The following is a 25,231-nucleotide window of genomic DNA, read 5'->3' on the forward strand; positions in this document are numbered from 1 at the left end:
TCAAGTAATCCCATTGCATTTATTCGCTTCTCTCATTTTTAAGCGCTAAAGGTACCAGCTTCATGACCACGAATTCTTATAATTTCACCACAACGTTAGACCGAAAAAACAGCTTTGCTGCAAAGACAAACCATCAGATAGTCAAAGATTTTTTAGGGGTGAATTATTACGATGACACCATTTCCCTTTGGGTGGCGGATATGGATTTTGAGTGCGCGCCAGCAATAACTCGCGCACTTACTAATCGAGCGATGCAAGGCACTTTGGGTTACACACAGCAGACTGAACCTTATTATGACAGCGTCATCAATTGGTATGGTCGACGTCATAATATGTCGATTGAGCAGGACTGGATTGTGTACAGTGCGGGAACCGTTTCTGCAGTTCGTAATGTGATTCGAGCCTTCAGTAAAGAAGGGGAAGGCGTCATTATTCAGCCTCCGGTGTATTACCCGTTCCAAATACAGATTCAAGAGACCAACCGTGAAGTCGTGCGAAACCATCTGATCAAAGATCAGAACAACCAATACAGCATCGATTTGGTGGATTTTGAAGAAAAGTGCAAAGACCCGAACAACAAGATCTTTATTTACTGCAACCCGCATAACCCGACGGGCAATATTTGGCCTGAGGAGGTCACACAGTCTCTTCTCAAGATTTGTGCAGACAACGATGTGCTGTTTTTCTCGGACGAAATCCACGCGGATTTGATTCGCAAAGACAACTCGTTTACTTCTGCCCTTAACTTGGAGCACAGCGAAAATACCATCATTGCAACGGCGGTAAACAAAACGTTTAACGTCGCTGGGCTGCATATTACGAACTTGGTCATCAAGAACGCATCGCATAGGGAGACATTGAACAATTACACAGGAAAGGTAGGCATGTCTCCGTTTGCGTTGGACGCGACGATTGCTGCATTCAACGAAGAAGAGCAGTGGGTGGAAGAGGTCAAGAACGTAATCGACACGAATTTGGCTTTGATGGCGTCTTTCATTGAGCAACGCATTCCAAAAATCCAATTCTATGTCCCTGAAGCGACTTATCTAGCGTGGTTAGATTTCTCAGAGTTTGGGTTAGAAGAAGCGGACTTGCTTAATCTACTGGCTGATGAAGCGCACTTGGTTCTCGAAGGTGGCAGCATGTTCGGCGAAATGGGACGCGGCTTTATTCGTATGAATGTGGCTTGTCCGACTGCGGTGATTCAGGAAGCACTGGATCGTTTAGAGCGCGTTTTTGCTTCTCGATAAAACCAACAAGGTCAGGTGAGATGCATGATCGCCTGACCGCTTATCTTTCTGTTTCTACGTTTTATTCCATCAAGTTTTTCTCCCACTTTTGAAGTGCTTGTGCTTCTGCTCGCTTAGTTATTAATCGGAAACACACGAGATCATTTCGTTCGTTCACAGATTTGTCATTTAGTAAAAGCCTCATTGTTAACTCAGTGTTAATTTAGAATGAGTCTTCACAGTGACGTGGAATGTTCGCAACGGTAAGGGATGTATCAATGAGTTGGACTTCGATCAGCTTTCGTAAGCGTATGCTCATTATTATGACGTTATCGGGTTTGATTGAACTTCTTATCCTTGTGGCTGCGGGCTTTACTTACCTTAAATTCGACCAAGAACAAGAGATGGGTGAGAAAGCACTAGGTGTGGCGCGTTTCTTATCGACATCTCATATCGTCATCGAGATGATCGAATCTCAAAACCCTGAGCCATACCAACAGCGATTTCGTGAAATGACCGATGCGTTAGGTGCTGCGTTTATTGTTATCGGCGATAAAAATGGCGTGCGTTTGATTCACCCGGTCGACGAACGTATTGGCAAGCCGATGAAAGGCGGTGATAACCAGAGAGCGCTGGTGGAAGGGAAGTCCTATATCTCAACGGCTCAAGGTTCTTTGGGCTATTCCGTTCGTGGTAAAGCGGCGATTTTTGACCAGCAAGGCAACATTATAGGGGTGGTTTCTGTCGGTTATCTTTTGGAGCGCCTACAAGATCGAATCGAGCCGTTTCTTGCCTTTTTGATTGTAATGGCACTGGTTGTGGTTGCAGCCAATGCCGTGGTCTCTAACTATGCGTCACGTAAGTTCCAACGAGCGATCATGGGCTTTGAGCCGGAAGAGATTGGTCGCTTATACGGTGAATTGGATGTGACTATGAGCACCATAAAAGAAGGGGTGCTCAGTGTTGATGCGCAAGGTGTATTACGCTCAATCAACCGTAGCGCATGCCAAATTCTGGGTATTGAACGAGAAGCCGCGCTCAACAAACCGTTGACCGATACGCTCCGAGATAGCGATTTGTATACGGTGTTAGAAACAGGACAAGAAGATCACGACATCGAGATCTTCCTCAATCACAAACGCTTGATCGCAAACCGTTCACCGATCTTTGTGGATGGCAAAATCGTCGGTGCCGTATCGAGTTTCCGATTGCGTGATGAAATCAACGAACTCACCGAGCAACTCTCGCAAACCAAAGAGTACGCGGATTTGCTTCGCTCACAAACGCATGAACACCGAAACAAACTCAACACCATTAGCGGCTTGGTTCAAATGGGTGAGCTAGAAGCGGTGCAGCAGCTTATTGGACAAGAGACAGCGCATTACCAAGCGATGATTGAGTTCTTGCGAGACACCATTAAAGATCCGCTTATCGCTGGCATGCTTTTAGGCAAAACAGAACGTGCACGGGAGCTTGGTTTGCAGCTGGTGGTCGAAGAAGGCAGTCGCTTAGAGCCGCTACCAGAATGGCTCAACGCCGAAGATTTGGTGACCATTCTCGGCAACCTTGTCGATAACGCATTTGACGCGACTTTGTCTGCTATTCGTGTTGAATCTGCATTTGCTCTAGAGCGTCGCGGCATTGATGTTTCGATCAGTGATTACGGAAACGAAGTTATTTTAGAGGTGGTCGACCAAGGTTGTGGGCTACCTGAAAACATTGAGCCACAAGAGCTCTTGAAAAAGGGCATTTCAACCAAGTCGCGTCAGAATCGAGGGGTAGGGCTACACCTTGTGAATCAACTGGCGACGCGTTATCACGGTTATGTTGAGATGCTACCAAATACAGAACATGGAACGAGAATTACCGTGTATTTGCCTAAGGAAGAACAAGTATGAATACGGCAACGCGAGTCATGATCATCGAGGATGATATTGCCATTGCAGAGCTTCACCACAAGTATCTGAGCCAACTCTCCGGTTTGGAAGTGGTGGGCATTGCAACGACACGGATGGAAGCAGAAATGCAGCTAGAGATCCTTAAACCAGACCTGTTACTAATGGATGTTTATCTACCAGACGGAACGGGCTTGGAGATTCTCAATACGCTGCGCTCAAACAATCAAACTTGCGACGTGATTTTAATTACCGCGGCGAGAGATGTAGATACGCTTCAACAAGCGATGCGAGGCGGGGTCGTTGATTATCTACTCAAGCCCGTTATGTTCCCTCGATTAGAGGCGGCATTGCAAAAGTACATCTCTCAACGTCAACAGCTGAACGTGGCACAAAGCTTAGACCAGAACTTGGTTGATAAGATGCTGCAATCAAATACAGGATCAGACAACACGCCACAACGCTTACCAAAAGGGATTGATGGCGTAACTTTAGACAAGATTCGTGCTTTGTTTGTTGGAGAAGGTATGTTTACAGCAGACGAAGCAGGCGAGCAGATTGGTGCTAGCCGAACAACTGCCAGACGTTATCTTGAATACCTGATCAGTTCGGGTGAACTGGAAGCCGACTTAAACTATGGCACAGTAGGGCGACCAGAGCGCAGCTATAAAAAAGTGATAAGGTAATCATTGTCGTTTTAACTCATAAAGTGGTGGCTTTTGTCTAGCCATCCTTTCATTTCTAAGTATTAACCACTATCTCCCTGCCTACTTCCCGATAGAACGCTCGGTTATAATTCATTAGGTATCATTCTCAACGAGTTGCGAATTGAGGAGTAAACTCCAACTGAATCGCATTACTTATGTAATGGATTGCAAATTTGAACATTTATTCTTCAATTTAGAGTTTTTGCTTAAATTTTATAACTCTCGAAAGGTTATTGATTACTTCTTATTATTCAATGCTTTGTTGCGTACCGTGTAAATTATTTAAACGTTTGCACCGCCAAGTGTTGATGTAAATCAAATAGTCGTAGACAATACGCCCCCGTGTCGGAAATCTCCTCCGCAGAGTGCAAGGTTGTACTCGAGAGACATAAGCGTTCTAAACGACCTACAAATGTTGAAATCCAGACTATGTTTAAGGAGCTCAGCAGTTGCAGTGATTTGGGACTATAGGCTTTACCTATCAACGTAATAGGTAAGACCAATTTTCTATTTTGGGGTGCCATTGATAGGGTTGGCTCAATCCTTTTAGCCGTATCCGGGCACACAATAAGTACCTCGTTTTTAAGGGAAAGATGATGGTAATACCAGAAAACAGCAGCATCGTTATTTTTGGTGCTTCAGGCGATCTTACATACCGTAAGTTAATTCCTGCTCTATACCACCTCTATGCGAACAAACAGCTTCCAGAGAATTTTGCCATTCTTGGCGTAAGTCGTACTGAATATAGCGACGATTCTTACCGCGAAAAGCTGAAAAAATCGCTTCAGGAAATGGAGAAAACTGAGCCAGAAACGCTTAATGCATTTATCAACCACCTGCATTACCAAGCAATCAATACTTCTGACACACAAGATTACAGCAAGTTGGCGACTCGTTTAGACCAACTGGCAGACGAATACCAATTCGAACAACGTAATACGCTTTTCTATCTTGCGACGCCACCAAGCCTTTACAGCGTGATCCCTGCAAGCCTTGCAGCACACGGCCTGAACAACGAGGAAGATGGTTGGAAACGTCTGATCATTGAGAAACCTTTTGGTTACGATCTTGAATCAGCGCGTACGTTGGACAAAGAAATCCACGAGCACTTCCAAGAGCATCAAATCTACCGTATCGACCACTACCTAGGTAAAGAAACGGTTCAAAACCTTCTTGTACTTCGTTTCTCTAACGCTATGTTTGAGCCATTGTGGAACCGTAACTTTATTGATTACGTGGAAATCACAGGCGCAGAATTCTTAGGCGTAGAAGAGCGTGGCGGTTACTACGATGGTTCAGGTGCGGTGCGCGACATGTTCCAAAACCACTTGCTACAAGTACTGGCAATGGTTGGTATGGAACCACCAGCACAAATCAATGCTGACGCGATGCGTGATGAAGTTGTGAAAGTACTTCAGTGTCTTAAACCACTGGATGAAGACGCACTTCGCAACGACCTTGTATTGGGTCAGTACACGGCGTCTGAAGTTCGTGGTCAGCAACTTCCTGGTTACCGTGAAGAGAACGGCGTAGCAGACGATTCTCGTACTGAGACTTACATCGGCCTGAAAGCTTACATCAACAACTGGCGTTGGAATGGCGTGCCTTTCTACGTACGTACAGGTAAGCGTTTACCGACTCGCGTTACTGAGGTGGTTATCCACTTTAAACAGACACCACACCCAGTGTTTGGTCAAAACGCACCAGAGAACAAGCTGATTATTCGTATTCAGCCAGACGAAGGCATTCAAATGAGCTTTGGTCTGAAAGAGCCGGGCGCAGGCTTTAAAGCGAAGGAAGTGAAAATGAACTTCCACTATGCTGATCTGCAAGAAACCCAAATGCTAACTGCCTATGAGCGTCTACTACTTGATGCCCTAAACGGTGATGCAACGCTATTTGCTCGTAGCGATGCGGTTGAAGCGTGTTGGAAATACGTGCAACCAATTCTAGATTTCAAGCAAGACCCACAAGCGCTATTCGGATACGCATGTGGTACATGGGGACCAAAAGAAGCGGACGACTTGCTACAGCGAGCTAACCGCGCATGGCGCTTCCCTTGTAAAAACCTAACAGATACGGACTACTGCGAACTATGATCAACCATAAGATCTACCAAACAGCAGAGCAGGTAGTAGAAAGCCTTGCTAACGACATGAAAGCGTTTAGCGAAATGGGCCGACCTGTTCACATCTCTCTTTCTGGCGGCAGCACACCTAAAATGCTGTTTAAGCTATTGGCAACAGAAGCTTACGCGACGTCAATTCAGTGGCAAAACCTGCACTTCTGGTGGGGTGATGAGCGCTGTGTTGCTCCTGATGATGCAGAAAGCAACTACGGTGAAGCAAATACGCTACTATTTAGCCAAGTAAGCATTCCTGCTGAGAACATCCACCGCATTCGTGGTGAAGACGAGCCAGAAGCTGAAGCACAGCGCTTTGCGAAAGAGATGACAGAAGTGATTCCAACTGAAAATGGCACTCCTGTGTTTGATTGGATCTTACTTGGTGTTGGCGCAGACGGTCATACCGCATCGCTGTTCCCAGGTCAGACAAACTACGATGATGAGAACCTATCAGTATTGGCGTCTCATCCTGAGTCTGGTCAGATTCGCGTATCAAAAACGGCACGCGTACTAGAAGCAGCGAAGCGCATCAGTTACTTGGTACTTGGCGCTGGTAAAGCAGACATTATCGAAGAGATTAACAGCTCACCAGCACGCGTACTTCCATATCCGGCAGCGAAGATCCAAGCGAAAGCGGGTCTGACGGAATGGTATTTAGATTTAGACGCAGCGGCAAAAATCGCTTAATGCGGCCGCTGGTCGAATAAAAGACAATTGGAGAGAAACAATGAAAGGTGATATCGGTGTAATCGGCCTTGCTGTAATGGGTCAAAACCTTATCCTAAACATGAACGACCACGGCTTTAAAGTTGTGGCTCACAACCGTACTGCTGCTAAAGTAGACGAGTTCCTGGAAGGTCCAGCGAAAGGCACAAACATCATCGGTGCATACTCTCTAGAAGAACTAGTAGAGAAGCTAGAAACACCACGTAAAGTGATGCTTATGGTTCGTGCAGGTGACGTTGTTGACACGTTCATTGACAACCTAATTCCGCTTCTAGACGAAGGCGACATCATCATCGACGGTGGTAACACTAACTACCCAGATACAAACCGTCGCGTAGCACATTGCCGTGAGAAAGGCATTCACTTCATCGGTACTGGTGTATCTGGTGGTGAAGAAGGTGCACGTTTTGGTCCTTCAATCATGCCTGGCGGTGCGGCTGAAGCTTGGGAAGCGGTTAAGCCAATCTTCCAAGGTATCTCTGCAAAAACTGACGCTGGCGAGCCATGTTGTGACTGGGTTGGTAACGACGGTGCTGGTCACTTCGTTAAGATGGTACACAACGGCATCGAATACGGTGACATGCAGCTTATCACTGAAGCTTACCAGTTCATGAAAGACGGTCTTGGTATGTCTGCAGACGAGATGCAAGCAGTATTCGCTGACTGGAACAAGACTGAACTAGACAGCTACCTTGTTGAAATCACTGCTGACATCCTTGGCTACAAAGATGAAGACGGTGAGCCTCTAGTTGAGAAGATCCTAGACACAGCTGGCCAAAAAGGTACTGGTAAATGGACTGGTATCAACGCACTAGACCTAGGCATTCCACTAACGCTTATCTCTGAGTCTGTATTCTCTCGTTGTCTATCCGCACTGAAAGACCAACGTGTTGAAGCTGAGTCTCTATTCGGTAAGACAATCACTCCAGTTGAAGGCGACAAGCAAGAGTGGGTTGATGCACTACGTCAAGCGCTACTAGCTTCTAAGATCATCTCTTACGCTCAAGGCTTCATGCTAATGCGCGAAGCGTCTAACGAGAACGGTTGGGACCTAAACTACGGTAACGTAGCTCTAATGTGGCGTGGTGGTTGTATCATTCGTTCTGCGTTCCTAGGCAACATCCGTGATGCGTACGAAGCGAACCCAGATATCGCATTCCTAGGTTCTGATGAGTACTTCAAAAACATCCTACAAGGCAGCCTAGCAGCATGGCGTAAAGTAGCAGCGAAATCTCTAGAGTCTGGTATTCCAATGCCATGTACGATTTCTGCGCTATCTTTCCTAGACGGTTACACAACAGCTCGTCTACCAGCGAACCTGCTTCAAGCTCAACGTGACTACTTCGGAGCTCACACTTACGAGCGTATTGACCGTCCACGTGGTGAATTCTTCCACACTAACTGGACTGGTACAGGCGGCGACACAGCGTCTACAACGTACGACGTTTAATTCAAAGTCAGTAAACTGATCAAAGCAAAAGGATGCCCAAGTGGCATCCTTTTTTATTACCTGCAATTCGTGAGAGAGATACTACTAAAACTAACAGTTTCACAATGATTTGAAGTCAAACGCAGTTCTCACAAATGGAGAAGAACCTTTCAGCACTCTCCTTAAAATACTTCTCAACATCCGGTTTGAGAATAAGAGTATGGCAAGCGATAGATTTCAGTGTTTGAGCAAGAGAAATAAGGTACAGCGAGATAGCTGTCTGAAAAAGATAAGAGAAAATGAAATAGATATTTATGTTCTAGAAAGTAGAGCATTTGTTGATTTATGGGTTTTCGAAAAGAAATTTAAGGGTCTAACAGAGCAACAGATAAGAGATCTAGCAACAGCGATGGGAATAGCCGAGTTTATCAGCTCACGAGGTAGTTTGATGCACGACATTGCTGCATTCTATGTACTTGCAGAAGATCTACATAAAGGTGGTGCTATTAACGGTAAGTATGAAATTACAAAGAAGGGGGCGAAAAGTTACATCACTTTTTTTGGAAATCACAGGCTTAGAAGCATAGTTAAAGGCACGCGTTATCTTTCAAATAATGCCAACATTTTGGCTTTAGGTATTGGGCAAGCTGGTTTGAGAGCGAGTGCTAAAGGCGGAGTATTTCTGACGGTTATATACTCAGTTCCCTATCGAACCTTAGAACTAGCCTTTAAAAAAGATTTTTTGTTCAGTAATTGGATTGTTAGCGTTAGTTCTGATGTTTTAAAAGCTTCAATTTCTGCTACAGCGGGATACATAGCTGGAACTGCTATTATGAGTCTTACAGGAGTTGTGCTAATACCGATAGGAATTGGTATTGCTGTAGCTTTCGTTGCTGGAGAGCTACTTAACTCTTTGGAAGGAAAATTTGAGTTGAAAGAGAAAGCAATCTTAGCTCTTGACGCGTACTTCGAAAAGAATGCCAAACTAGCCGTTGATGGTATAAATGAAGATATTGTAAGTCGGAAATCGATAAGCCAGTTCCAACGCTCTACCACCAAGGCGATTTTCTTATGATAGAACAGAAGCACCCAGTGCATATGGCTTTGGTTTTGGGGATGTTTATTTTATTGGGCGTGTTCTCATTTTATCGTTTATATGAGTATGTAACGTTGGAATCTCTTCAACATCAAATAGGCAGCAACTTTTCAGTCATATATTTAAGCACATCTCATATGGTTAATGTCAGTGGTTTGATCCTAATGCCTACTTTAACGTTATTCATGGCCTCTCGTGTTATTTTTAAATCTTCGGCTATGTCCGTTAAATGGATAGGTTGCGCAACCGCAATTGCTTTACTCGTTGCTATTCCTGGAAGGTTAATTGAGTTTGGGCGATTACAAAACATCGCAGAGAGTAACGGCTATTCGGCATGTCCACCCTTTACGCTTGCTTCAAGCGGGATGTTTGTAGAGGCCATGGTGAAAGAACAAAGATATTGCATAGAACCAGAAATCAATCGCCTCGGAATGTATGGTTACTATCATGAGTTGGAGAGAATCGATAAGTTCATCAAAGAGAATATGAGCACCAATTCGGATGGATGATATGAAGTAACTCAAAGAGCGCCTAAGCGCTCTTTTCTTTTACATTGCCTTTTGGGTGATGGCCGAATCTATCATTCAAGTAGAGCAGTCCACTGACGAAAAGTGCCACAACGGAAACCGTAAAGAGGGCATACATACTTAATACCCAAGCGAATGTGGCTGTCAGAAAGGCAATGAAGGAAAACATTCTGCTGAATGACATTACATGACCTAATTTTTTACTTTTCATAACGCCTCCCAGAGCTTAGTGGGTAGAGCCAGAGTGTTTTCACTCCGCATTTGTATTGTCACTTTTTTGCTCAGAAGATACCCAAAAAGTAGGCTAAATATTTCTCAAAAAAGATTAAATATTGACCTGGTAGACAGTTTTTAATAGCCAATTGTTGTGAGTTTCATTGCATAGCGTTTTGGACAGCATTTTTGATTCTATTGAGCGTCAAAAATGATTTTTATCTTTGACTAAAGTAAATGCATCCCAACTGAAAACGCAGGAAACTCTTATGTTAAAGACTCAACTTAAACGTGTCGCATTGATTACTAGCCTATTGGTTTCATCATCAGTCATGGCAAGCACAGGCGCTTACAACACTGACATTCCATCAAGCATCATGACACCTGATAAGGTTGAAACCAGCATTGGTACTCTGAATTTCAAGGATGGCGTGCCAAGCCAACAAACCATGGATACGCTGTACAATAATCTCGATACCATGCGTGCGACAGAAGTGTTTATGAACGCGATTCCTATGGCCTCTATGGAAGCGTTGAGAGTCGGGCATGAGAAGATGGGGCTAACCAATTCAAATCAGGTGATGCTGTTTGATGATCTGATGGATTCAAACCCTCTATTTTTAACGGGAAACACGGATACGGTTTACGCATCGGCGTTTCTTGATTTAGAACGTGATGGTCCAACGGTCGTGGAAATCCCGCCGGGCATGGGGCCAACCACAGTCAATGATGCCTTCTTCCGTTTTGTGACCGATATGGGCGTTGTAGGCCCAGATAAAGGTCAGGGCGGTAAATACCTCATCTTGCCACCAAACTACGAGGGCCCAATACCTGAGGGTTACCATGTTTCGCAGTCGACAAGTTATACCAACTGGTTTATTGCGCGTGGCTTCCTAAAAGATGGTAAAACCGATGCTGCTGTGAACTCATACCACACAGGTTTGAAGATTTACCCACTGGCGAAGAAAGGCGAACAACCGAAGATGGAATTCATCTCAGGTAGTGGCAAGCCTTTCAATACTATCCATGCGAACGACGACCATTTCTATGATGAAATCAAAACGGTGATCGACAAAGAGCCGATTGAGTTCATCGACCCGGAAATGCGTGGTTTGATTGCGACTATCGGTATTCAGAAGGGCAAACCATTTGCACCGGATGCTCGCATGCAAAAGATCCTTGAAGACGGTGCTGCGATTGGTAATGCAACGGCACGTGCACTGATGTTTAACCCACGCACCGAGAATGCATATATTTGGAACGACCGTAACTGGAAGACTGCCTTCATTGGCAACGATTACCAGTGGTTAATTGAAGAAGGTAACGGTGGACGAAACCTAGATGCACGTACCTATTTCTTTTACATGGCAACGGTTAACACGCCTGCAATGGCATTGAAGATGGTTGGTAAAGGATCGAAATACGCGATTGTCGATAAGTCTGCGCAAGGCGAGTACTTTGATGGCGGCAAGAATTACAAACTGACGATTCCTGCCAATGTGCCTGCGAAGAACTTCTGGTCTGTGGTGGCTTACGATACGCAAACACGTTCGGAGCTACAAACGAGCCAACCGTTCCCAAGTAAGAACGACAAACGTGATGAGATGATTGAGAACTCAGATGGCTCGATTGATTTGTACTTTGGCCCGAAAGCTCCAAAAGGCAAAGAAGCAAACTGGATTCAAACTGTACCTAATAAAGGTTGGTTCACCATCTTGCGTGTATATGGTCCACTAGAACCTTGGTACGACGGTACTTGGAAGCCAAGTGATATCACTGAGGTTAAATAAGATAAAAGCTTAAGTCCTAGAAGCTGAAGAAGTAAGCCGACCTGTTTATTGGTCGGCTTTTTTGTATTCGTTGACGATGTGGCAATTGAATTAAGTGGATTAGCTAAGCGCTCGTTTAATAAAGGCTTCTACTTGCGCAATGATTGGATGTTGGTAGAAGGCACGATGGTACTGAATACCTACGTCAAACATCATGGGCTTACCTTCTAACTTCAAAGGTAATCGACGAATGCCTGGGGGCAACTCTTGGTCATCGATATACATGCCAACAAATACATACGGGCTGACTTTGACACAATCTAGCGCAGCACTCATGGAGGAGACAGTCAGTTTTTGTTCTAGATTCACGCCAGTCAACTTACGCATTCGCTCGTAATAGGCGCTCACATCGAGCGAACCCATTGAGACGCGCACAGTATCTAGGTTCTCCATATCGCTCAGCTCAATTTCTTGTTGTTGACTGAGTGGGTGTTGATCATTGACGTAAGCGAAAATCGGCACTGAGCTGACTTTGCGTTCTACCATCCTTTCATTGAGTTCATTTGGAAAACCACCAATACCAATCGCGACAGCACCACGTTTGGGATTTTCTATGCTTTCAATCGACCAATCAATAAAGGCGATCTTAGGCTTTTGCTCTTCTGTTGTGAGGGCGGTGACCAAAGGAATCGTCAACATGGCAGAAAGAGGATTGATAATGCTGAATAGGTATTCGTTCGCATGCTGATTCGCATTGTAGCTTTGTGCTAGTTGTGGTATTTGCTCAAGTTGCTCTAGCGGTTCGCTTATGGCTTCACATAGCTGTTGGCAAAGAAGAGTGGGGGTATAGAACCCTTTCTCCGCATTGAACAGTTCGTTATCAAATCGCTGGCGACATTCGGCGAGCTGTCGAGTAAAAGTCGCTTTGCTGATGTCGAGGGTGTGACACACTTTCGCCTGAGTTTTTTGCTGGCTGAGCAGGTAGAGAAAGCGATACAAATTTAAATCAATGGTATTTTTCACGAAGTAAGCGCCTCAAAACATTGAGCTTTAAGTATCAACGCCTCTCATCCTCTGTTCCAATGAAATCTGCATCATTTTTTTCTTTTGTGACATAGAGTTAGATCGTAAGGGTATGGTGTATCAATACTGATATCGAAACTAAGATTACGTAAAAGATGAAAAAGAGTGTTAGGTAAGCCCTTGATCTCCTCCTATAATTAGCTTGCATATGGAGGATGTTTAGTAGACAAACATCCTCTATTTTTTGAAACCTACAACAAGGAACCGGCATAAGTCGTTTTTGCTGGTGTTGTTTACATTTACCAAGAAGGTGATTTAACACTATTAATTGAGGTTCTTACGATGACTCTTAACAAGTACTTTGTTTTCATTCCGGCAGATATGGATCAGGAAACGCACAAGGAACAGAAAGTGAACTCTGAAACGGAAACTCAACGTCAGGCATTAGTAAAACAGGCGCAGCAAGAAGGCGGACTGTAAGGCTAGGTTTCAAAATAAGAAGAGCACCTCAAGAGGTGCTCTTTTTTTATCTCTCACATTTCATTATTTCAGCATTCCAAGGCTCTTGAGTTTGCGATAAATGGTATTGCGGCTCAGACCTAGCATGCGTGAAGTTTTGCTGATGTTGCCTTGGTTTGCTTGGTAGGTTTTCACGAGTTTATCTTCCACAGTCGTACGCATGTCTCTGGTTTTTGACGTATCCACTTGTTCGATAATGTTTGTCTGGCTTAGCTTTTTGGCAAGGTGATTAGGTACGTGACTGAGCTCGAGTTGCGCTTCTCCTTGCGCCATCAAGGCTGACACTTTTATTAAGCTGTCGAGCTCACGCAGATTCCCCGGCCAACCATAGCCCAACATTAATGACAGCAGGTGAGGGCAAATACTTTGTTCAGACTCAGCATGACGACGATGAATGTTCTCAATCAGTGCTTGTTTGTCGCTACGCTCTTGGAAACGAGGCAGCTCAACGATTAATCCATTCAAACGATAATAAAGATCCTGACGAAACTCACCTTGTTCAACCAAGAGCTCTAAGTCTTTGTGTGTTGCGGCGATGATTTGTGTATCCACTTGAATGGTTTGGTTAGAGCCGACAGGCAACACGGTTTTGTCTTGGAGCACATGCAGCAGTCGGCTTTGTGCTTCTAATGGTAAGTCTGCGATTTCATCTAAGAACAAGATGCCTTTGTGTGCTTGACGGATCTTACCTTGGTAGCCTTTGTTGTTTGCTCCGGTGAAGGCACCTGCGACATAACCAAACAGTTCGGATTCGACCAAGTCTTTCGGTAGCGCACCGCAGTTCACGGAAACCAAGGGGCCGTTTTTTCTCTGGCTGTTTTTATGCAGAGCTTTAACGAACTCATTTTTACCTACGCCTGTCTCGCCAAGGATCAACAAGCTAATGTCTTTGTCGATAACGCGATTGGCTTGCTGCCAACAGTGCTCGACGGTGGTATCGCCGTAATGCAGGTCATTCGAGGCAGAAATGGCACGGGATGATGCTTTTCGCTCCGATAGTGGCTGAGTTTTGAAGACTAAAGATTGGTTACTGGCAGAATCGTCAAGTATGGAGGCGAGTTGTTGTCCAACAACATTGGTTTGATCCAGCAGCTGTGAGGCAACTTGGTTATGAGCCAGAATCTGACCCTCCTCATTGGCAATGATGATGCCTTGCCAACCGCTATTCAGTAGACCTTGCTCACAAGCTAAATCAACTCGAATGTGCCCTTGAGGAATTTGGTTGAGCAGTTGGTTCTCCACTTGCTGAACCATGTTTTGCACTAAGACCTGCGTTGAAAAGTCATGCTTCTTTTGTTCGCTAGTGATGTCCAGAACCCCAATCAAGTTACCTAAATGATCGAAGATAGGGCTTGCCGAGCAACTGATGAAACGATGGTGTTGTATGAAGTGCTGGTCACCAATCACAGAGACCGGTTTTGCTTCTACTAATGCTGTGCCAATGGCATTCGTACCTTTGAGTTTTTCTTGCCAGCATGCACCAGAACTGAGTGCAATCTCGGTCAACTTTTCGCGGAATTTAGGTTGTCCCCAGCTACCGATGATCACGCCATCTGCATCGGTCAATATTAGGCGACTGTCGCTGTGCGCAAACAACTGGTTAAACAAGGGAAGAGCGAATTGTTTGACCGCATCGATCAAGAAATTGAGCTGGTGGCGTCTGTCTTCAAGAAACGCGGAAGTTACGCGAATATCGTCTGGCCGACGTCGCTGTTTTAAACCGGCTTGCTCACTTCTATCCCATGAAGTGGAAAGCCAATTGCTGTTGGTAATGTGTTGAAGTTCCATGACTGTACCATTTTGTCACAGTGAGGGTGTGCCATTTTGGAACACTTGAACACTGGTGTTCACACCATACATCCGCTCAAACGTCACTCACTTGGTTTGTTATCGCTTGGTAATCATAGTTTTACATTTAATTAACAACAAGACGCGCGTTGTTGGCATGTGACTTGAGTAATGAAGTGAACAAAACAACAGAGTTGAACACTCGGTTGTTTAAAACAAAAAACTGAACGAGAACAAAAGGAAGAGTTATGATTTATGCACAGCCAGGTAGTGAAAATGCCATCGTTAATTTCAAATCGCATTACGACAACTACATCGGTGGCGAATGGGTAAAACCAACGGGTGGTGAATACTTTGACAATACATCGCCAATCAATGGCCAAGCGTATTGTAAGGTGGCTCGTTCTGGAGAAGCAGACATCAATCTGGCACTGGATGCTGCACATGGCGTAAGAGCGCAATGGGCGAAAACCAGTGTGACTGAACGTTCGAACATCCTACTTAAGATTGCAGATCGCATTGAGCAACACCTTAAAGAGTTGGCTGTGGCAGAAACATGGGAAAACGGCAAACCCGTCCGTGAAACGCTAGCAGCAGACTTGCCTTTGGTCGTCGACCATTTCCGCTACTTTGCAGGTTGTATCCGCGCTCAAGAAGGCAGTGCAGCTGAGTTAGATGAGCATACCGCAAGTTATCACTTCCCTGAGCCGATTGGAGTAGTTGGGCAGATCATCCCTTGGAACTTCCCAATGTTGATGGCGGCTTGGAAGTTGGCTCCAGCATTGGCTGCGGGCTGTTGTGTCGTGCTAAAACCTGCCGAACAAACGCCAACTTCGATTCTCGTTCTGATGGAAAAAATTGGTGATCTTCTGCCAGCCGGCGTGGTGAATGTGGTCAATGGCTTTGGCTCAGAAGCAGGGCAAGCACTGGCGACGAGTAACCGAATCGCTAAGTTGGCATTTACGGGGTCAACAGAAGTCGGTAACCATATTCTGAAATGTGCCGCAGAGAACCTTATCCCATCAACGGTTGAGCTTGGTGGTAAATCTCCAAATATCTACTTCCCAGATGTGTTTGATCATGAAGACGAATACCTAGATAAGTGTATTGAAGGCACTTTGCTTGCGTTCTTCAACCAAGGCGAGGTGTGTACCTGTCCATCACGTGTGTTAGTGCATGAGTCTGTGTACGACAAGTTTATCGCTAAAGTCGCAGAGCGCGCGCAGACAATCAAGCAGGGTAATCCACTTGATACCGATACTCAGGTTGGCGCTCAAGCCTCGCAAGAGCAATTCGATAAGATCCTGAGTTACCTAGAAATCGGCCGTCAAGAAGGCGCGAAAGTGGTATTTGGTGGCGATGTAGCGAAACAAGAAAACGACTTGGAGCAGGGTTACTACATTCAACCGACTTTGTTACAAGGTCACAACAAGATGCGCGTATTCCAAGAAGAGATCTTTGGCCCGGTCATCGCAGTGACCACCTTTAAAGATGAAGCGGAAGCACTAGCGATTGCCAATGACACGGAATATGGCTTGGGTGCAGGTGTGTGGACGCGAGACCAAAACCTTGCTTATCGCATGGGGCGAAACATCGAAGCAGGGCGTATTTGGATTAACTGCTATCACGCATATCCTGCACACGCTGCGTTCGGCGGTTACAAGAAATCAGGTATCGGCCGTGAAACCCACAAGATGATGCTTGATCACTACCAGAACACGAAAAACCTACTCATTAGCTACGACGTCAATCCGCTAGGCTTCTTCTAAATAAATCGCCTTTTAAGGCAACAGAAAAAGCAGTAAAACAAAGCCCCGAGTTTTCGGGGCTTTTTATGTGCACTTATGCGGTCGCGCAAGGGTAATCGGTGTAACCTTTTTCATCACCGCCGTAGAAGGTGGAATGCGCATCGTAACCAACTGGTGTTAGCTCGATGCCGTTTTCCACGCGGTAGACGAAGTCTGGGTTAGTGATGAACGGTTGGCCGAACGCCACTAAATCCACTAAGCCAGAGTCTAGCAACGCTTGGCCTTTTTCTACGGTGAGTTTACCTGCAACCATGATTGGGTTTGGGTACACCTCACGAACTTGTTTGCGGAAGGCATCCGTCGCTTCAGTGTAGTTAGAGATATTCTCACTGAAGTGAATGTAAGCAAGGTTCATCGGTGCAAGCTTCTCTAGTGCCTTTACTGTTAGCTCAACAATTTCGTCATCAACGATGTTTGAGCCTTCGGTAACGAAAGGAGACAGGCGGATTGCAGTTTTATCGCCGCCAATTTCCTTTGCGATCGCTTCGGTCACTTCCAACATAAAGCGCATACGATTTTCTTGAGAGCCACCGTATTGGTCATTACGTTGGTTAGATGCTTTGCGCATAAACTGATCAAGCAGGTAACCGTGAGCACCGTGGATCTCAACACCATCAAAGCCAGCTTCCATCGCGTTTTTCGCCGCTTGCACAAAATCTGCAGTGGTTTGTTTGATGTCATCTTCACTCATTGCGCGCGGCATTGAGGTTTCGATCATACCAAACCCGCCTTCTGAAAGAGGGCCAAATACCATGTCCGGTTCTTTGATTGCAGAAGCCGATACAGGTTGTTCACCCGCGATCGTGTCGTGGCTGCGACGACCAACATGCCAAAGTTGAATAAACACTTTGCCGCCAGCCTTATGTACCGCGTCGGTGGTCTTTTTCCAGCCTTCAATGTGTTCTTGAGTGTAAATACCCGGTGTCATTGAGTAGCCGCGACCTACTGCTGAAATTGGTGCGCCTTCAGTAATGATCAAACCTGCTGTGGCGCGTTGTTGGTAATAAGTCGCCATCATATCGTTTGGCACGTCGCCCGGTTGTGAAGTGCGTGAGCGAGTCATTGGGGCCATCGCGATGCGGTTGTTTACAGCAAAATCGCCGAATTGGAATGCGTTGAAAAGTGCGTTGCTCATAAGAAGCTCCTATTTCGAATTACCCTCAGTCTACTCTTTTGATGATTTGCAATTAACGGCAGTAATGGCAAAAGGCTTTTGTTAAAACAACAAAAATTGAAAGCGTAATTGCAGCAATACAGACTCACTTTTTTTCCACACCGTCACTGATAATTTATATATCAAGCATCAATGAATAAATGCGTTAACTGTTGGCTTTGCTTTTGGTTAATGCCTTATTAAACATCAATGGCTTGTATGTTCAACTCAGTGGTTCCTTTCGGACAGAACAATTACACAAGTCATTTGGTTCATCGGAAATGAGATAACTAAATGAAAAAAAGATCCGTATTAATACCCTTGTTTCTCCTATCAAGTGCAGCTCATGCGGCGAGCGATTATGTCGTTGGTCAATTGATTCCTGAAAAAAGCGTCGTGGTAAAAAGTGAAGTTGTCGGCGTGGTGGACTCTTATCGCTACGATAACGGTGATGTTGTGACTCAAGGTCAGGAGCTTTTATCATTATCTTCAGAAGATTATGCATTGAGTTTGGATTTAGCCCGTAACGAGTTAGAGGTGAGTCGTGCTGAGTTGGATATTCAAGAGAAGCAACTAAAACGTTATCAATCCCTGCTGACCAGCAACGGCGTCTCGGCAAGTGACGTGGACAACCAAATTCGCGTGACCAACATTGGTCGAGCTCAATTCAACGTAAGCAATACACACTACAAAATCGCTGCACGAACATTGGATAAAGCCTCTCCGGATGCGCCTTTTGATGGAGTGATCATCAATCGCTCCGTTGAGTTAGGCCAGTTTATTTCGGTGGGTGATGCGCTCTTTACCATCGCTGATATGGAGCGATTAAAAGTGCGATTTCATCTATTAGAAATTGATTTCAACAAGTTCAGCAAAGGCGAAAAGGTTAAGGTCAAAGTGCCTTCTGTTGAGCAAACGCTAGATGGCACCATCACTTTGCTTTCTCCTGCGTTCCAAAACAGTGAGCCGGGCTTCCTTGTCGAAGTGACGGTCGATAACGCCAACGGCGAGCTTAATCCGGGCATGGAATCATACGTGTATTTCAATGATCAGGAGGCAATGTGAATTTCATCTTAGATTTGCTATCTCATCGAAAGTTTGCGTCTAAAATCCTAACCATTTTGATCATCAGCATTGGTGCCCTTACTGCCTACAATCTTCCCCTTGCTGAGAAGCCTCGATTTGACTTAGGAAAAGGCGATATCGTCACGGTTTACCCTGGTGCCAGTGCGAAAGACATTGAAAGCAATATCACCAGTAAAATTGAGAAAGAACTGTTGTCTATTTCAGGCTTGAAAGAGTTCACCTCTACGTCGGAAACGGGCGTCTCAAACATCAGTGTGGTGTTGGACAGCAATGTCTCTGATCCGAATGCGGTTTACCAAGACATTCGAGATGCGTTGGCGAGGGTAACGGATTTACCCGCTGGTGTGACCGAAGCGCCAACGTTGTCGATTAAAAAGTCGTACAGTTTGGATTTCATGGTGGTCGGTATCTCTGGTGATGTTGGTTATAAGGCACTGCGAGATAAAGCCAAAGATCTAGAGTTGGCCTTGCGACGTGTCGAAGGGATTGGTGAAGTTTACACTGTTGATTTACGTGCGCCAGAATTCTTAATCCAACTCGAACCAATTTCTTTGAGGCGCTACGGCTTAACATTGGATCAAGTGGCGGCATTGATTGCAGAGCGTAATACGCTGATCAGCGGTGGTCGTCTAGAGACCTTAAAGAACAACCCTGAACTGATGACCTCTGCCGAGCTGGATAGTATTGAAGAGCTGCGTGAAATGTTCATCTCATTCAGCCCGAATATTCAGCTTAAAGATGTCGCAGGTCTCATTGAGGATGGGTTTGAAAAAGGCGAGGTTTATGGTTCAATCAATGGCAACAAGAGCATTCTTTTTGATTTAAGAACCAATGAGAGTGCGGACGTTATTAGCACCTCCAACGCGGTGAAAGCTCTGATTGCAAATCAGCAAAAACTGCTCGGTGACAAATACACTATCGCCATCGGTTCTGATTTGTCTGAGGACATCCAAGAGAAAGCGCGCATCGTGCAAGACAACGGCTTGGTTGGACTTGGTTTGGTACTGATTACGTTGGCGTTTTTCCTTGATAGACGCATTGCATTTTGGGTCGCGGTTTCTATTCCCGTGTGTATCTTTGGCACTCTGGCTTTGTTGCCTCCTTTCGGGCAGATTCTCGATGTGTTCACTATGTCCGCCTTAATTTTGATTGTCGGAATTATTGTCGATGATGCCGTGGTGGTGAGCGATAAAATTGTGGCATTAGTTGAAGAGGGTTATCCGGTTGATAAGGCCGTCACACAAGGGGTGAAGAGTGTATTCCCAGCGGTGTTGGCAAGCATTTTATCGACTATGATTGCCTTCATACCTTTGCTTTTCTTGCCGGGAAACAGCGGCAAATTGGTGTATGTGATTCCGCTTACGGTCATTATTGCGTTGTGCTTTTCTTTTATCGACGCCCTGTTCTTTATTCCTGCGCACTTAAAAGGCATTTTGAGTAAGAAGAGTCAGGTAAAGAAAACGCCATTTTTAGATTTAAGCGCACTGAATCGTTTAATTGAATTTGTCATTCGAAACAGCAAAGTAGCGCTGCCATGTATTACCGTAGTGATTCTGACTTTAGGAGCGATTTCATATAAGAGTTTGAGCTTCTTGTTCTTCCCAACAGACGGGGCGTATTTGATAGAAATCAGTGCTGAATCGAATCCAGAGTTGGATTTGGATGACGTCTGGAAAGAAACACAACAGCTCGAAGCGCTGATCAAAAGCACTGAAGAGGTGAATTATTGGTATGGCGAAGTGAGCTCACCAACTAGCTATTGGGTAATTTCATTAACGCCACCAAACAGCCGAGCAAGAACTGCAGAACAAATCGTCGAAGAGTGGGAAGAGAAAGCGACGCAAATTACTGGTTTGGCTCAAATTGAGTTCGATATTGATGGCGGCGGTCCTCCGGTAGGACGTCCGGTGGATTTGCGTGTCGTTGGCGGGACGGATGAAGGGCGAGAAAAGCTTGCTAATGATTTGACGGCGTACATTGAGTCATTGGAAGGGACGAGCCGAGTACGACGTGATTTAAATGCACCAGCACCACAAATTCAAGCTGAGCTGCAACATCATTGGCTCAAGTACTACGGCATCAGTGCCAACAAGGTCGGCGATATCATTAAGTTTGCGATTGACGGTCAACGCGTGACGCGGATCTTTAATGGTGAAGAAGAAGTGTATTTCCGAGTCGCGCTAGAAGAAGACGACAAATCCTTAAAAGAACTGGATAACATTTTAGTTCGTGCCAGCAATAACAAACTGGTGCCATTAAGTGAGCTGGTGCGCTGGAAAAATGCCGATGCAGAAGCGCAAATCAAACACTTCAATGGAGAGCGAGTGATTCGTGTGTCGTCAGGTGTCGATTCGACCGTGACCGATCCAGTTGCCGTTTTTGCTGCGGTTCAAGAAACCTTTGCCAATAAAGAATACGGCGGTGCTTCTATCATTGCGACAGGGCAGATCTTAGAAACACAAGAAGCGCAACAAGGCTTTATGATCGCGATTAGCGTGGCGTTTATTGGTATTGCGTTGCTTCTGATTCTTTTGTTTGACCGAATGTGTGAAACCTTGATTGTGTTAACGGTGATTCCATTTGGCATCGCAGGCGCGCTGTTCATTCTGTTCTTACACAATCAGGTGCTGAGCTTTTTCTCCATCATCGGGATGATTGCCTTGATTGGTATTATGGTGAACAACAGCTTGGTGCTGATTTGGCACTTCAAAGAACACGAAGCGGAATGTAACGATACCAACTTGCTGGAGTTTGTCATTCGTGGAACGCAAAGCCGAGTAAGACCAATCACCTTAACCACAATCACAACGGTTGCAGGGCTTATTCCGCTTGCGTATGGCTTGGGTGGCTACGATAACTACATGTCACCGATGGCGCTGGTGGTTGGTTGGGGTTGTGTTATCTCAATGATTGTCACACTTACCGTGATTCCATCCATTTATCTATGGACACACCGGAAAGGGAATCAAAGCACCTCCGAAACCAATGACAACGTCGAAGAGAAAACTTTAGCGCTCGACTAAGTGCGTTTGAAACACCGAACAGCCCGCAGGCAAACTCTGCGGGCTTTTTTATTTGGAATAAAACTAAAGTCGTACACGGTTCATAATTGCTTACCGATCAAAGCCTTTTGCGGCGTGGTGATTATTCTCAGGATGTGATCTCGAACGTTATCAACTTGTTAACGGTTGCTATACTTATCTGGCCATAAACAAAGGAAAAAATAAGGACGTTCAATGTTAAAGCTCAAGCAAATTGCTGTCGCGGCTTCTCTGGCTGCACTAAGTGCAAGTTTTTCAGTTTCTGCTAAAGATACGTTCGTAACCATTGGTACGGGCGGTGTAACTGGCGTGTACTACCCAACGGGTGGTGCTATTTGTCGTTTGGTGAACAAATCACGTGCTGACCATGGCATCCGTTGTTCAGTAGAAAGTACCGGTGGTTCTATCTACAACATCAATACCATTCGTGCAGGTGAGTTGGATTTAGGTATCGCTCAGTCAGACTGGCAGTACCATGCTTATAACGGTACGAGCAAGTTTGAAGATAAAGGACCATTCAAAGAGCTTCGTGCTGTGTTCTCTGTTCACCCAGAACCGTTCACCGTTGTGGCTCGTAAAGACGCGAACATCACAACGTTTGATGACCTAAAAGGTAAACGAGTGAACATTGGTAACCCAGGCTCTGGTCAGCGCGGTACAATGGAAGTGCTGATGAAAGAGTACGGCTGGACGAATGACGATTTCAAACTCGTATCTGAGTTAAAAGCATCAGAGCAGTCTAAAGCGCTGTGTGATAACAAGATCGATGCGATGATCTACACAGTAGGTCACCCAAGTGGTGCGATTAAAGAGGCGACTACCTCTTGTGACAGCAACATCGTAACGGTAGCCGGCCCACAAGTTGAGAAGTTGGTTTCTGATAACAGCTTCTACCGTATCGCAAACGTACCGGGTGGTATGTACCGCGGTTCAGAAAGTGATGTACAAACCTTTGGTGTAGGTGCGACGTTTGTTTCTTCAACGGCAGTGCCAGACGAAGTTGTTTACAACGTAGTGAAAGCGGTATTCGAAAACTTTGACGATTTCCGCCGTCTACACCCAGCATTTGCAAACTTGAAGAAAGAAGAAATGGTGAAAGATGGTCTGTCTGCGCCACTTCATCCAGGTGCTGAGAAGTACTACAAAGAAGTGGGTCTGATTAAGTAATTTCACTCAGAACTAATAAAAACGCCATCGTAATTTGCGATGGCGTTTTTGTTTGTGTGTCATCTGAACCTGTTGTCAGCGAGCTGATTGCTATTGAACTTTAAAGCGAGAAACGACGTCACTCAAACCTGTCGAGGTTGCTTTTAGCTCATCACTGACTGAGGTGGTTTGCGAAGCGTTATCGTTGAGTTTACGAATGATCTCTTGTATCGCACTCATGTTGCGGCTGACTTCTTGAGTCACTTGGCGTTGCTCTTGAGCAGAGGTTGCCATCAAGGTGTTCAGATCGTTAATCTCCACCACAGAATCGGTTACGACATTCAAAGAATCCATTACTTGGTTAGTGCGATCTGCGGTTTGCTGACAGCTTGAGCGTGTCGAGTCCATTTCGTTGACCACGTTATCGGTTGTCGATTTCAGTTTCGCCAGCATCTCGTTAATTTGTGAGGTGCTTTGTTGAGTTCGAGCGGCGAGGGCACGAACTTCATCCGCTACGACTGCAAAACCTCGCCCTTGCTCACCAGCACGCGCTGCTTCAATCGCCGCATTCAATGCCAATAGGTTGGTTTGCTCTGCAATCTCTCCAATGACTTGTAGCACTGAGCTAATTTGTTTGGTGTCTTCGTTCATTGTGCTGATCGTATCGGACATGGAAGCAACCTGCGTGACCATGTCACTAACACTCTGAACAGCGTTACTCACGGTGCGCTTTGATTCTTCCGCATAACGGTTGGTGCGCTCGGTCAGCTTGGCTGCATCATCGGCACTGTTTGCAATAGATTCTGCTGTTGCGCTCATTTCTTCAATTGCTGTGATCGCTTGTTCGGTTTCAATGGTGTGCTGATTTAACGTGTGGCTGTTGTTATTTGACTGGTTTGCGAGTTCACCTACTGCATGGTCGATGTGGCCTGAAGAATGAGATACTTCAACAAACATCTTTTGCAATTGAGCAATGAACTGGTCGATTGAATTAGAAATTGCACCGATTTCATCTTTGGTATCGATATTCAAACGTTGAGTTAAATCGCCGTTACCATCTGATAGATCACCGACAAGATTCTTTAAACGCTCAAGTGGTTTAAAGGTGTAGTGCAGCAGTACCACGCTACCCAAGACAATCGCGATGCCTGCAATAGATAACGCAAGAGTAATCATCCAGTTCAACGCATCAGTGTTTGCTTGAATGCTTTCTTGGTCGATGTAACCAATCAGCTGCCATTGGTTTCCACCAAACGCAATGTTCCGCTCTACAGGGGTGAGATTCGAGCCTTGTTTATTGCTGTAAATGGTTTGGCCATCTGCTTTTAGTTCAGCATAGCTGCCTTCTGCTGCCAGTGCGTTAATCAGCCCACCCAATGCGCTTAAATCGTAAGTGAAAAAGTCAACAGACTCATCAAAACGCTTAATCGAAAAGGTGATGTAAGGGACGCTATCTTCTAGTGCGATTGGGCTGATTGATAGCTTCTCATTTTGAGTTTCTGCTGCATCAATAAAGTATTGCGCGTCTTCCTCACTCATGTTGCCTGTATCATCAAACGCATAGCCATTAACGATTTTTACGATCTTAGTAAAACCAGATGCCTCTTTAGTCTCTGCAATGTCCATCATGCTGAAGTTGAGATTGGTGGCTTGAGCGGCTTTGCTGTTGAGTTCTGCTTCGAGTTTGTTACGAGTAATATCAATGAGGTGAGTGATGTTCTTTGTGTCTGATTGGTGAATATAAGAACTAATGAAGTGGTTAACGCTGAAGTAAGAAATAAGAGTGGTTGTGGTGATGATCGCGACGATCAGCAACACCAGTTTATTCTTAAACGAAAGGTGAGCCATTGTACCTATGCATCCTTGTATAGTGACGTATCAAAAAGATGCCGCAATCCGGCGGCAAGCGAAATAACGTTTTTTGTTGAATGGCTCAATAATAAGACAGTTG

The 25,231-nt window shown here is 45.2% G+C and carries 19 protein-coding genes; 14 read left to right on the plus strand and 5 right to left on the minus strand.

Annotated elements, in window-relative coordinates; all coding sequences use genetic code 11:
• The first annotated feature begins 62 nt into the window (after nucleotides 1–62).
• The 8 genes from ACLIIY_RS06310 (at nucleotide 63) to ACLIIY_RS06345 (ending at nucleotide 9,716) form a co-directional block, all read left to right on the plus strand.
• The gene (locus ACLIIY_RS06310; RefSeq protein ID WP_434528331.1) at nucleotides 63–1,250 is read left to right on the plus strand and encodes a MalY/PatB family protein; all 1,188 of its coding nucleotides are present in this window, start codon (nucleotides 63–65) and stop codon (nucleotides 1,248–1,250) included.
• 257 nt (nucleotides 1,251–1,507) lie between these two features.
• Nucleotides 1,508–3,127: an ATP-binding protein gene (locus ACLIIY_RS06315; RefSeq protein WP_434528332.1), complete on the plus strand. Its 1,620-nt coding sequence runs from the start codon at nucleotides 1,508–1,510 to the stop codon at nucleotides 3,125–3,127.
• Entirely contained in the window at nucleotides 3,124–3,810 is a 687-nt protein-coding gene (locus ACLIIY_RS06320; protein WP_258491678.1) for a response regulator, read from the plus strand. Before ACLIIY_RS06315 ends, ACLIIY_RS06320 begins: the two co-directional genes overlap by 4 nt.
• Before the next feature lie 617 nt (nucleotides 3,811–4,427).
• Complete coding sequence (gene zwf / locus ACLIIY_RS06325) at nucleotides 4,428–5,930, plus strand: glucose-6-phosphate dehydrogenase (protein ID WP_038894102.1); 1,503 nt, start codon at nucleotides 4,428–4,430, stop codon at nucleotides 5,928–5,930.
• Complete coding sequence (gene pgl, locus ACLIIY_RS06330) at nucleotides 5,927–6,643, plus strand: 6-phosphogluconolactonase (protein ID WP_434528333.1); 717 nt, start codon at nucleotides 5,927–5,929, stop codon at nucleotides 6,641–6,643. Before zwf ends, pgl begins: the two co-directional genes overlap by 4 nt.
• A gap of 40 nt (nucleotides 6,644–6,683) precedes the next feature.
• Nucleotides 6,684–8,132 (plus strand): decarboxylating NADP(+)-dependent phosphogluconate dehydrogenase, encoded by a 1,449-nt coding sequence (gene gnd / locus ACLIIY_RS06335; RefSeq protein ID WP_005442184.1) that lies wholly within the window; start codon nucleotides 6,684–6,686, stop codon nucleotides 8,130–8,132.
• Nucleotides 8,133–8,331: 199 nt separating this feature from the next.
• The gene (locus tag ACLIIY_RS06340; protein WP_434528334.1) at nucleotides 8,332–9,186 is read left to right on the plus strand and encodes a hypothetical protein; all 855 of its coding nucleotides are present in this window, start codon (nucleotides 8,332–8,334) and stop codon (nucleotides 9,184–9,186) included.
• Entirely contained in the window at nucleotides 9,183–9,716 is a 534-nt protein-coding gene (locus tag ACLIIY_RS06345; RefSeq protein WP_434528335.1) for a hypothetical protein, read from the plus strand. The genes ACLIIY_RS06340 and ACLIIY_RS06345 overlap by 4 nt, the downstream gene beginning before the upstream one ends.
• A gap of 22 nt (nucleotides 9,717–9,738) precedes the next feature.
• On the opposite strand, the gene ACLIIY_RS06350 is transcribed toward ACLIIY_RS06345, so the two are convergent.
• On the minus strand, nucleotides 9,739–9,945 hold the full coding sequence (locus ACLIIY_RS06350) for a hypothetical protein (protein WP_020197504.1): 207 nt from the start codon (nucleotides 9,943–9,945) through the stop codon (nucleotides 9,739–9,741).
• 271 nt (nucleotides 9,946–10,216) lie between these two features.
• Here ACLIIY_RS06350 and ACLIIY_RS06355 point away from each other — a divergent pair, with 271 nt between their 5' ends.
• The gene (locus tag ACLIIY_RS06355; RefSeq protein ID WP_434528336.1) at nucleotides 10,217–11,737 is read left to right on the plus strand and encodes a DUF1254 domain-containing protein; all 1,521 of its coding nucleotides are present in this window, start codon (nucleotides 10,217–10,219) and stop codon (nucleotides 11,735–11,737) included.
• A gap of 99 nt (nucleotides 11,738–11,836) precedes the next feature.
• On the opposite strand, the gene ACLIIY_RS06360 is transcribed toward ACLIIY_RS06355, so the two are convergent.
• Nucleotides 11,837–12,739 (minus strand): LysR family transcriptional regulator, encoded by a 903-nt coding sequence (locus ACLIIY_RS06360; RefSeq protein ID WP_199453854.1) that lies wholly within the window; start codon nucleotides 12,737–12,739, stop codon nucleotides 11,837–11,839.
• Nucleotides 12,740–13,081: 342 nt separating this feature from the next.
• Between ACLIIY_RS06360 and ACLIIY_RS06365 the strand changes: the two genes are divergently transcribed.
• On the plus strand, nucleotides 13,082–13,219 hold the full coding sequence (locus ACLIIY_RS06365) for a hypothetical protein (RefSeq protein ID WP_009704374.1): 138 nt from the start codon (nucleotides 13,082–13,084) through the stop codon (nucleotides 13,217–13,219).
• 63 nt (nucleotides 13,220–13,282) lie between these two features.
• Here the strand turns inward: ACLIIY_RS06365 and ACLIIY_RS06370 are convergent, their stop codons facing one another.
• On the minus strand, nucleotides 13,283–15,046 hold the full coding sequence (locus ACLIIY_RS06370) for a sigma-54-dependent Fis family transcriptional regulator (protein WP_434528337.1): 1,764 nt from the start codon (nucleotides 15,044–15,046) through the stop codon (nucleotides 13,283–13,285).
• 248 nt (nucleotides 15,047–15,294) lie between these two features.
• On the opposite strand from ACLIIY_RS06370, the gene exaC reads away from it, so the two are divergent.
• Nucleotides 15,295–16,815 carry an acetaldehyde dehydrogenase ExaC gene (gene exaC, locus ACLIIY_RS06375; protein WP_434528338.1) on the plus strand — a complete coding sequence of 507 codons (1,521 nt, stop codon included), beginning with the start codon at nucleotides 15,295–15,297 and terminating at the stop codon, nucleotides 16,813–16,815.
• 73 nt (nucleotides 16,816–16,888) lie between these two features.
• Here the strand turns inward: exaC and ACLIIY_RS06380 are convergent, their stop codons facing one another.
• Nucleotides 16,889–17,989 carry an alkene reductase gene (locus tag ACLIIY_RS06380; protein ID WP_434528339.1) on the minus strand — a complete coding sequence of 367 codons (1,101 nt, stop codon included), beginning with the start codon at nucleotides 17,987–17,989 and terminating at the stop codon, nucleotides 16,889–16,891.
• 312 nt (nucleotides 17,990–18,301) lie between these two features.
• Between ACLIIY_RS06380 and ACLIIY_RS06385 the strand changes: the two genes are divergently transcribed.
• The 3 genes from ACLIIY_RS06385 (at nucleotide 18,302) to ACLIIY_RS06395 (ending at nucleotide 23,301) form a co-directional block, all read left to right on the plus strand.
• Nucleotides 18,302–19,072 carry an efflux RND transporter periplasmic adaptor subunit gene (locus tag ACLIIY_RS06385; protein WP_434528340.1) on the plus strand — a complete coding sequence of 257 codons (771 nt, stop codon included), beginning with the start codon at nucleotides 18,302–18,304 and terminating at the stop codon, nucleotides 19,070–19,072.
• Complete coding sequence (locus ACLIIY_RS06390) at nucleotides 19,069–22,116, plus strand: efflux RND transporter permease subunit (protein WP_434528341.1); 3,048 nt, start codon at nucleotides 19,069–19,071, stop codon at nucleotides 22,114–22,116. Before ACLIIY_RS06385 ends, ACLIIY_RS06390 begins: the two co-directional genes overlap by 4 nt.
• A gap of 213 nt (nucleotides 22,117–22,329) precedes the next feature.
• Complete coding sequence (locus tag ACLIIY_RS06395; protein WP_009704380.1) at nucleotides 22,330–23,301, plus strand: TAXI family TRAP transporter solute-binding subunit; 972 nt, start codon at nucleotides 22,330–22,332, stop codon at nucleotides 23,299–23,301.
• Between the two features lie 90 nt (nucleotides 23,302–23,391).
• On the opposite strand, the gene ACLIIY_RS06400 is transcribed toward ACLIIY_RS06395, so the two are convergent.
• On the minus strand, nucleotides 23,392–25,128 hold the full coding sequence (locus ACLIIY_RS06400; protein ID WP_041060039.1) for a methyl-accepting chemotaxis protein: 1,737 nt from the start codon (nucleotides 25,126–25,128) through the stop codon (nucleotides 23,392–23,394).
• Nucleotides 25,129–25,231 lie beyond the last annotated feature (103 nt).

Origin of the sequence: Vibrio sp. K4 (genome assembly GCF_051122595.1) — a bacterium.
GTDB lineage: Bacteria > Pseudomonadota > Gammaproteobacteria > Enterobacterales > Vibrionaceae > Vibrio > Vibrio owensii.

Bases quoted from the DNA above. Each gene is read 5' to 3' on its own strand.
- ACLIIY_RS06355 (WP_434528336.1), top strand. From the start codon at position 10,217: ATGTTAAAGACTCAACTTAAACGTGTCGCATTGATTACTAGCCTATTG.
- ACLIIY_RS06350 (WP_020197504.1), bottom strand. From the start codon at position 9,945: ATGAAAAGTAAAAAATTAGGTCATGTAATGTCATTCAGCAGAATGTTT.
- ACLIIY_RS06395 (WP_009704380.1), top strand. From the start codon at position 22,330: ATGTTAAAGCTCAAGCAAATTGCTGTCGCGGCTTCTCTGGCTGCACTA.
- ACLIIY_RS06380 (WP_434528339.1), bottom strand. From the start codon at position 17,989: ATGAGCAACGCACTTTTCAACGCATTCCAATTCGGCGATTTTGCTGTA.
- ACLIIY_RS06385 (WP_434528340.1), top strand. From the start codon at position 18,302: ATGAAAAAAAGATCCGTATTAATACCCTTGTTTCTCCTATCAAGTGCA.
- ACLIIY_RS06400 (WP_041060039.1), bottom strand. From the start codon at position 25,128: ATGGCTCACCTTTCGTTTAAGAATAAACTGGTGTTGCTGATCGTCGCG.
- gnd (WP_005442184.1), top strand. From the start codon at position 6,684: ATGAAAGGTGATATCGGTGTAATCGGCCTTGCTGTAATGGGTCAAAAC.
- ACLIIY_RS06320 (WP_258491678.1), top strand. From the start codon at position 3,124: ATGAATACGGCAACGCGAGTCATGATCATCGAGGATGATATTGCCATT.
- pgl (WP_434528333.1), top strand. From the start codon at position 5,927: ATGATCAACCATAAGATCTACCAAACAGCAGAGCAGGTAGTAGAAAGC.
- ACLIIY_RS06345 (WP_434528335.1), top strand. From the start codon at position 9,183: ATGATAGAACAGAAGCACCCAGTGCATATGGCTTTGGTTTTGGGGATG.
- ACLIIY_RS06310 (WP_434528331.1), top strand. From the start codon at position 63: ATGACCACGAATTCTTATAATTTCACCACAACGTTAGACCGAAAAAAC.
- exaC (WP_434528338.1), top strand. From the start codon at position 15,295: ATGATTTATGCACAGCCAGGTAGTGAAAATGCCATCGTTAATTTCAAA.
- ACLIIY_RS06340 (WP_434528334.1), top strand. From the start codon at position 8,332: ATGGCAAGCGATAGATTTCAGTGTTTGAGCAAGAGAAATAAGGTACAG.
- ACLIIY_RS06365 (WP_009704374.1), top strand. From the start codon at position 13,082: ATGACTCTTAACAAGTACTTTGTTTTCATTCCGGCAGATATGGATCAG.
- ACLIIY_RS06370 (WP_434528337.1), bottom strand. From the start codon at position 15,046: ATGGAACTTCAACACATTACCAACAGCAATTGGCTTTCCACTTCATGG.
- ACLIIY_RS06315 (WP_434528332.1), top strand. From the start codon at position 1,508: ATGAGTTGGACTTCGATCAGCTTTCGTAAGCGTATGCTCATTATTATG.
- zwf (WP_038894102.1), top strand. From the start codon at position 4,428: ATGGTAATACCAGAAAACAGCAGCATCGTTATTTTTGGTGCTTCAGGC.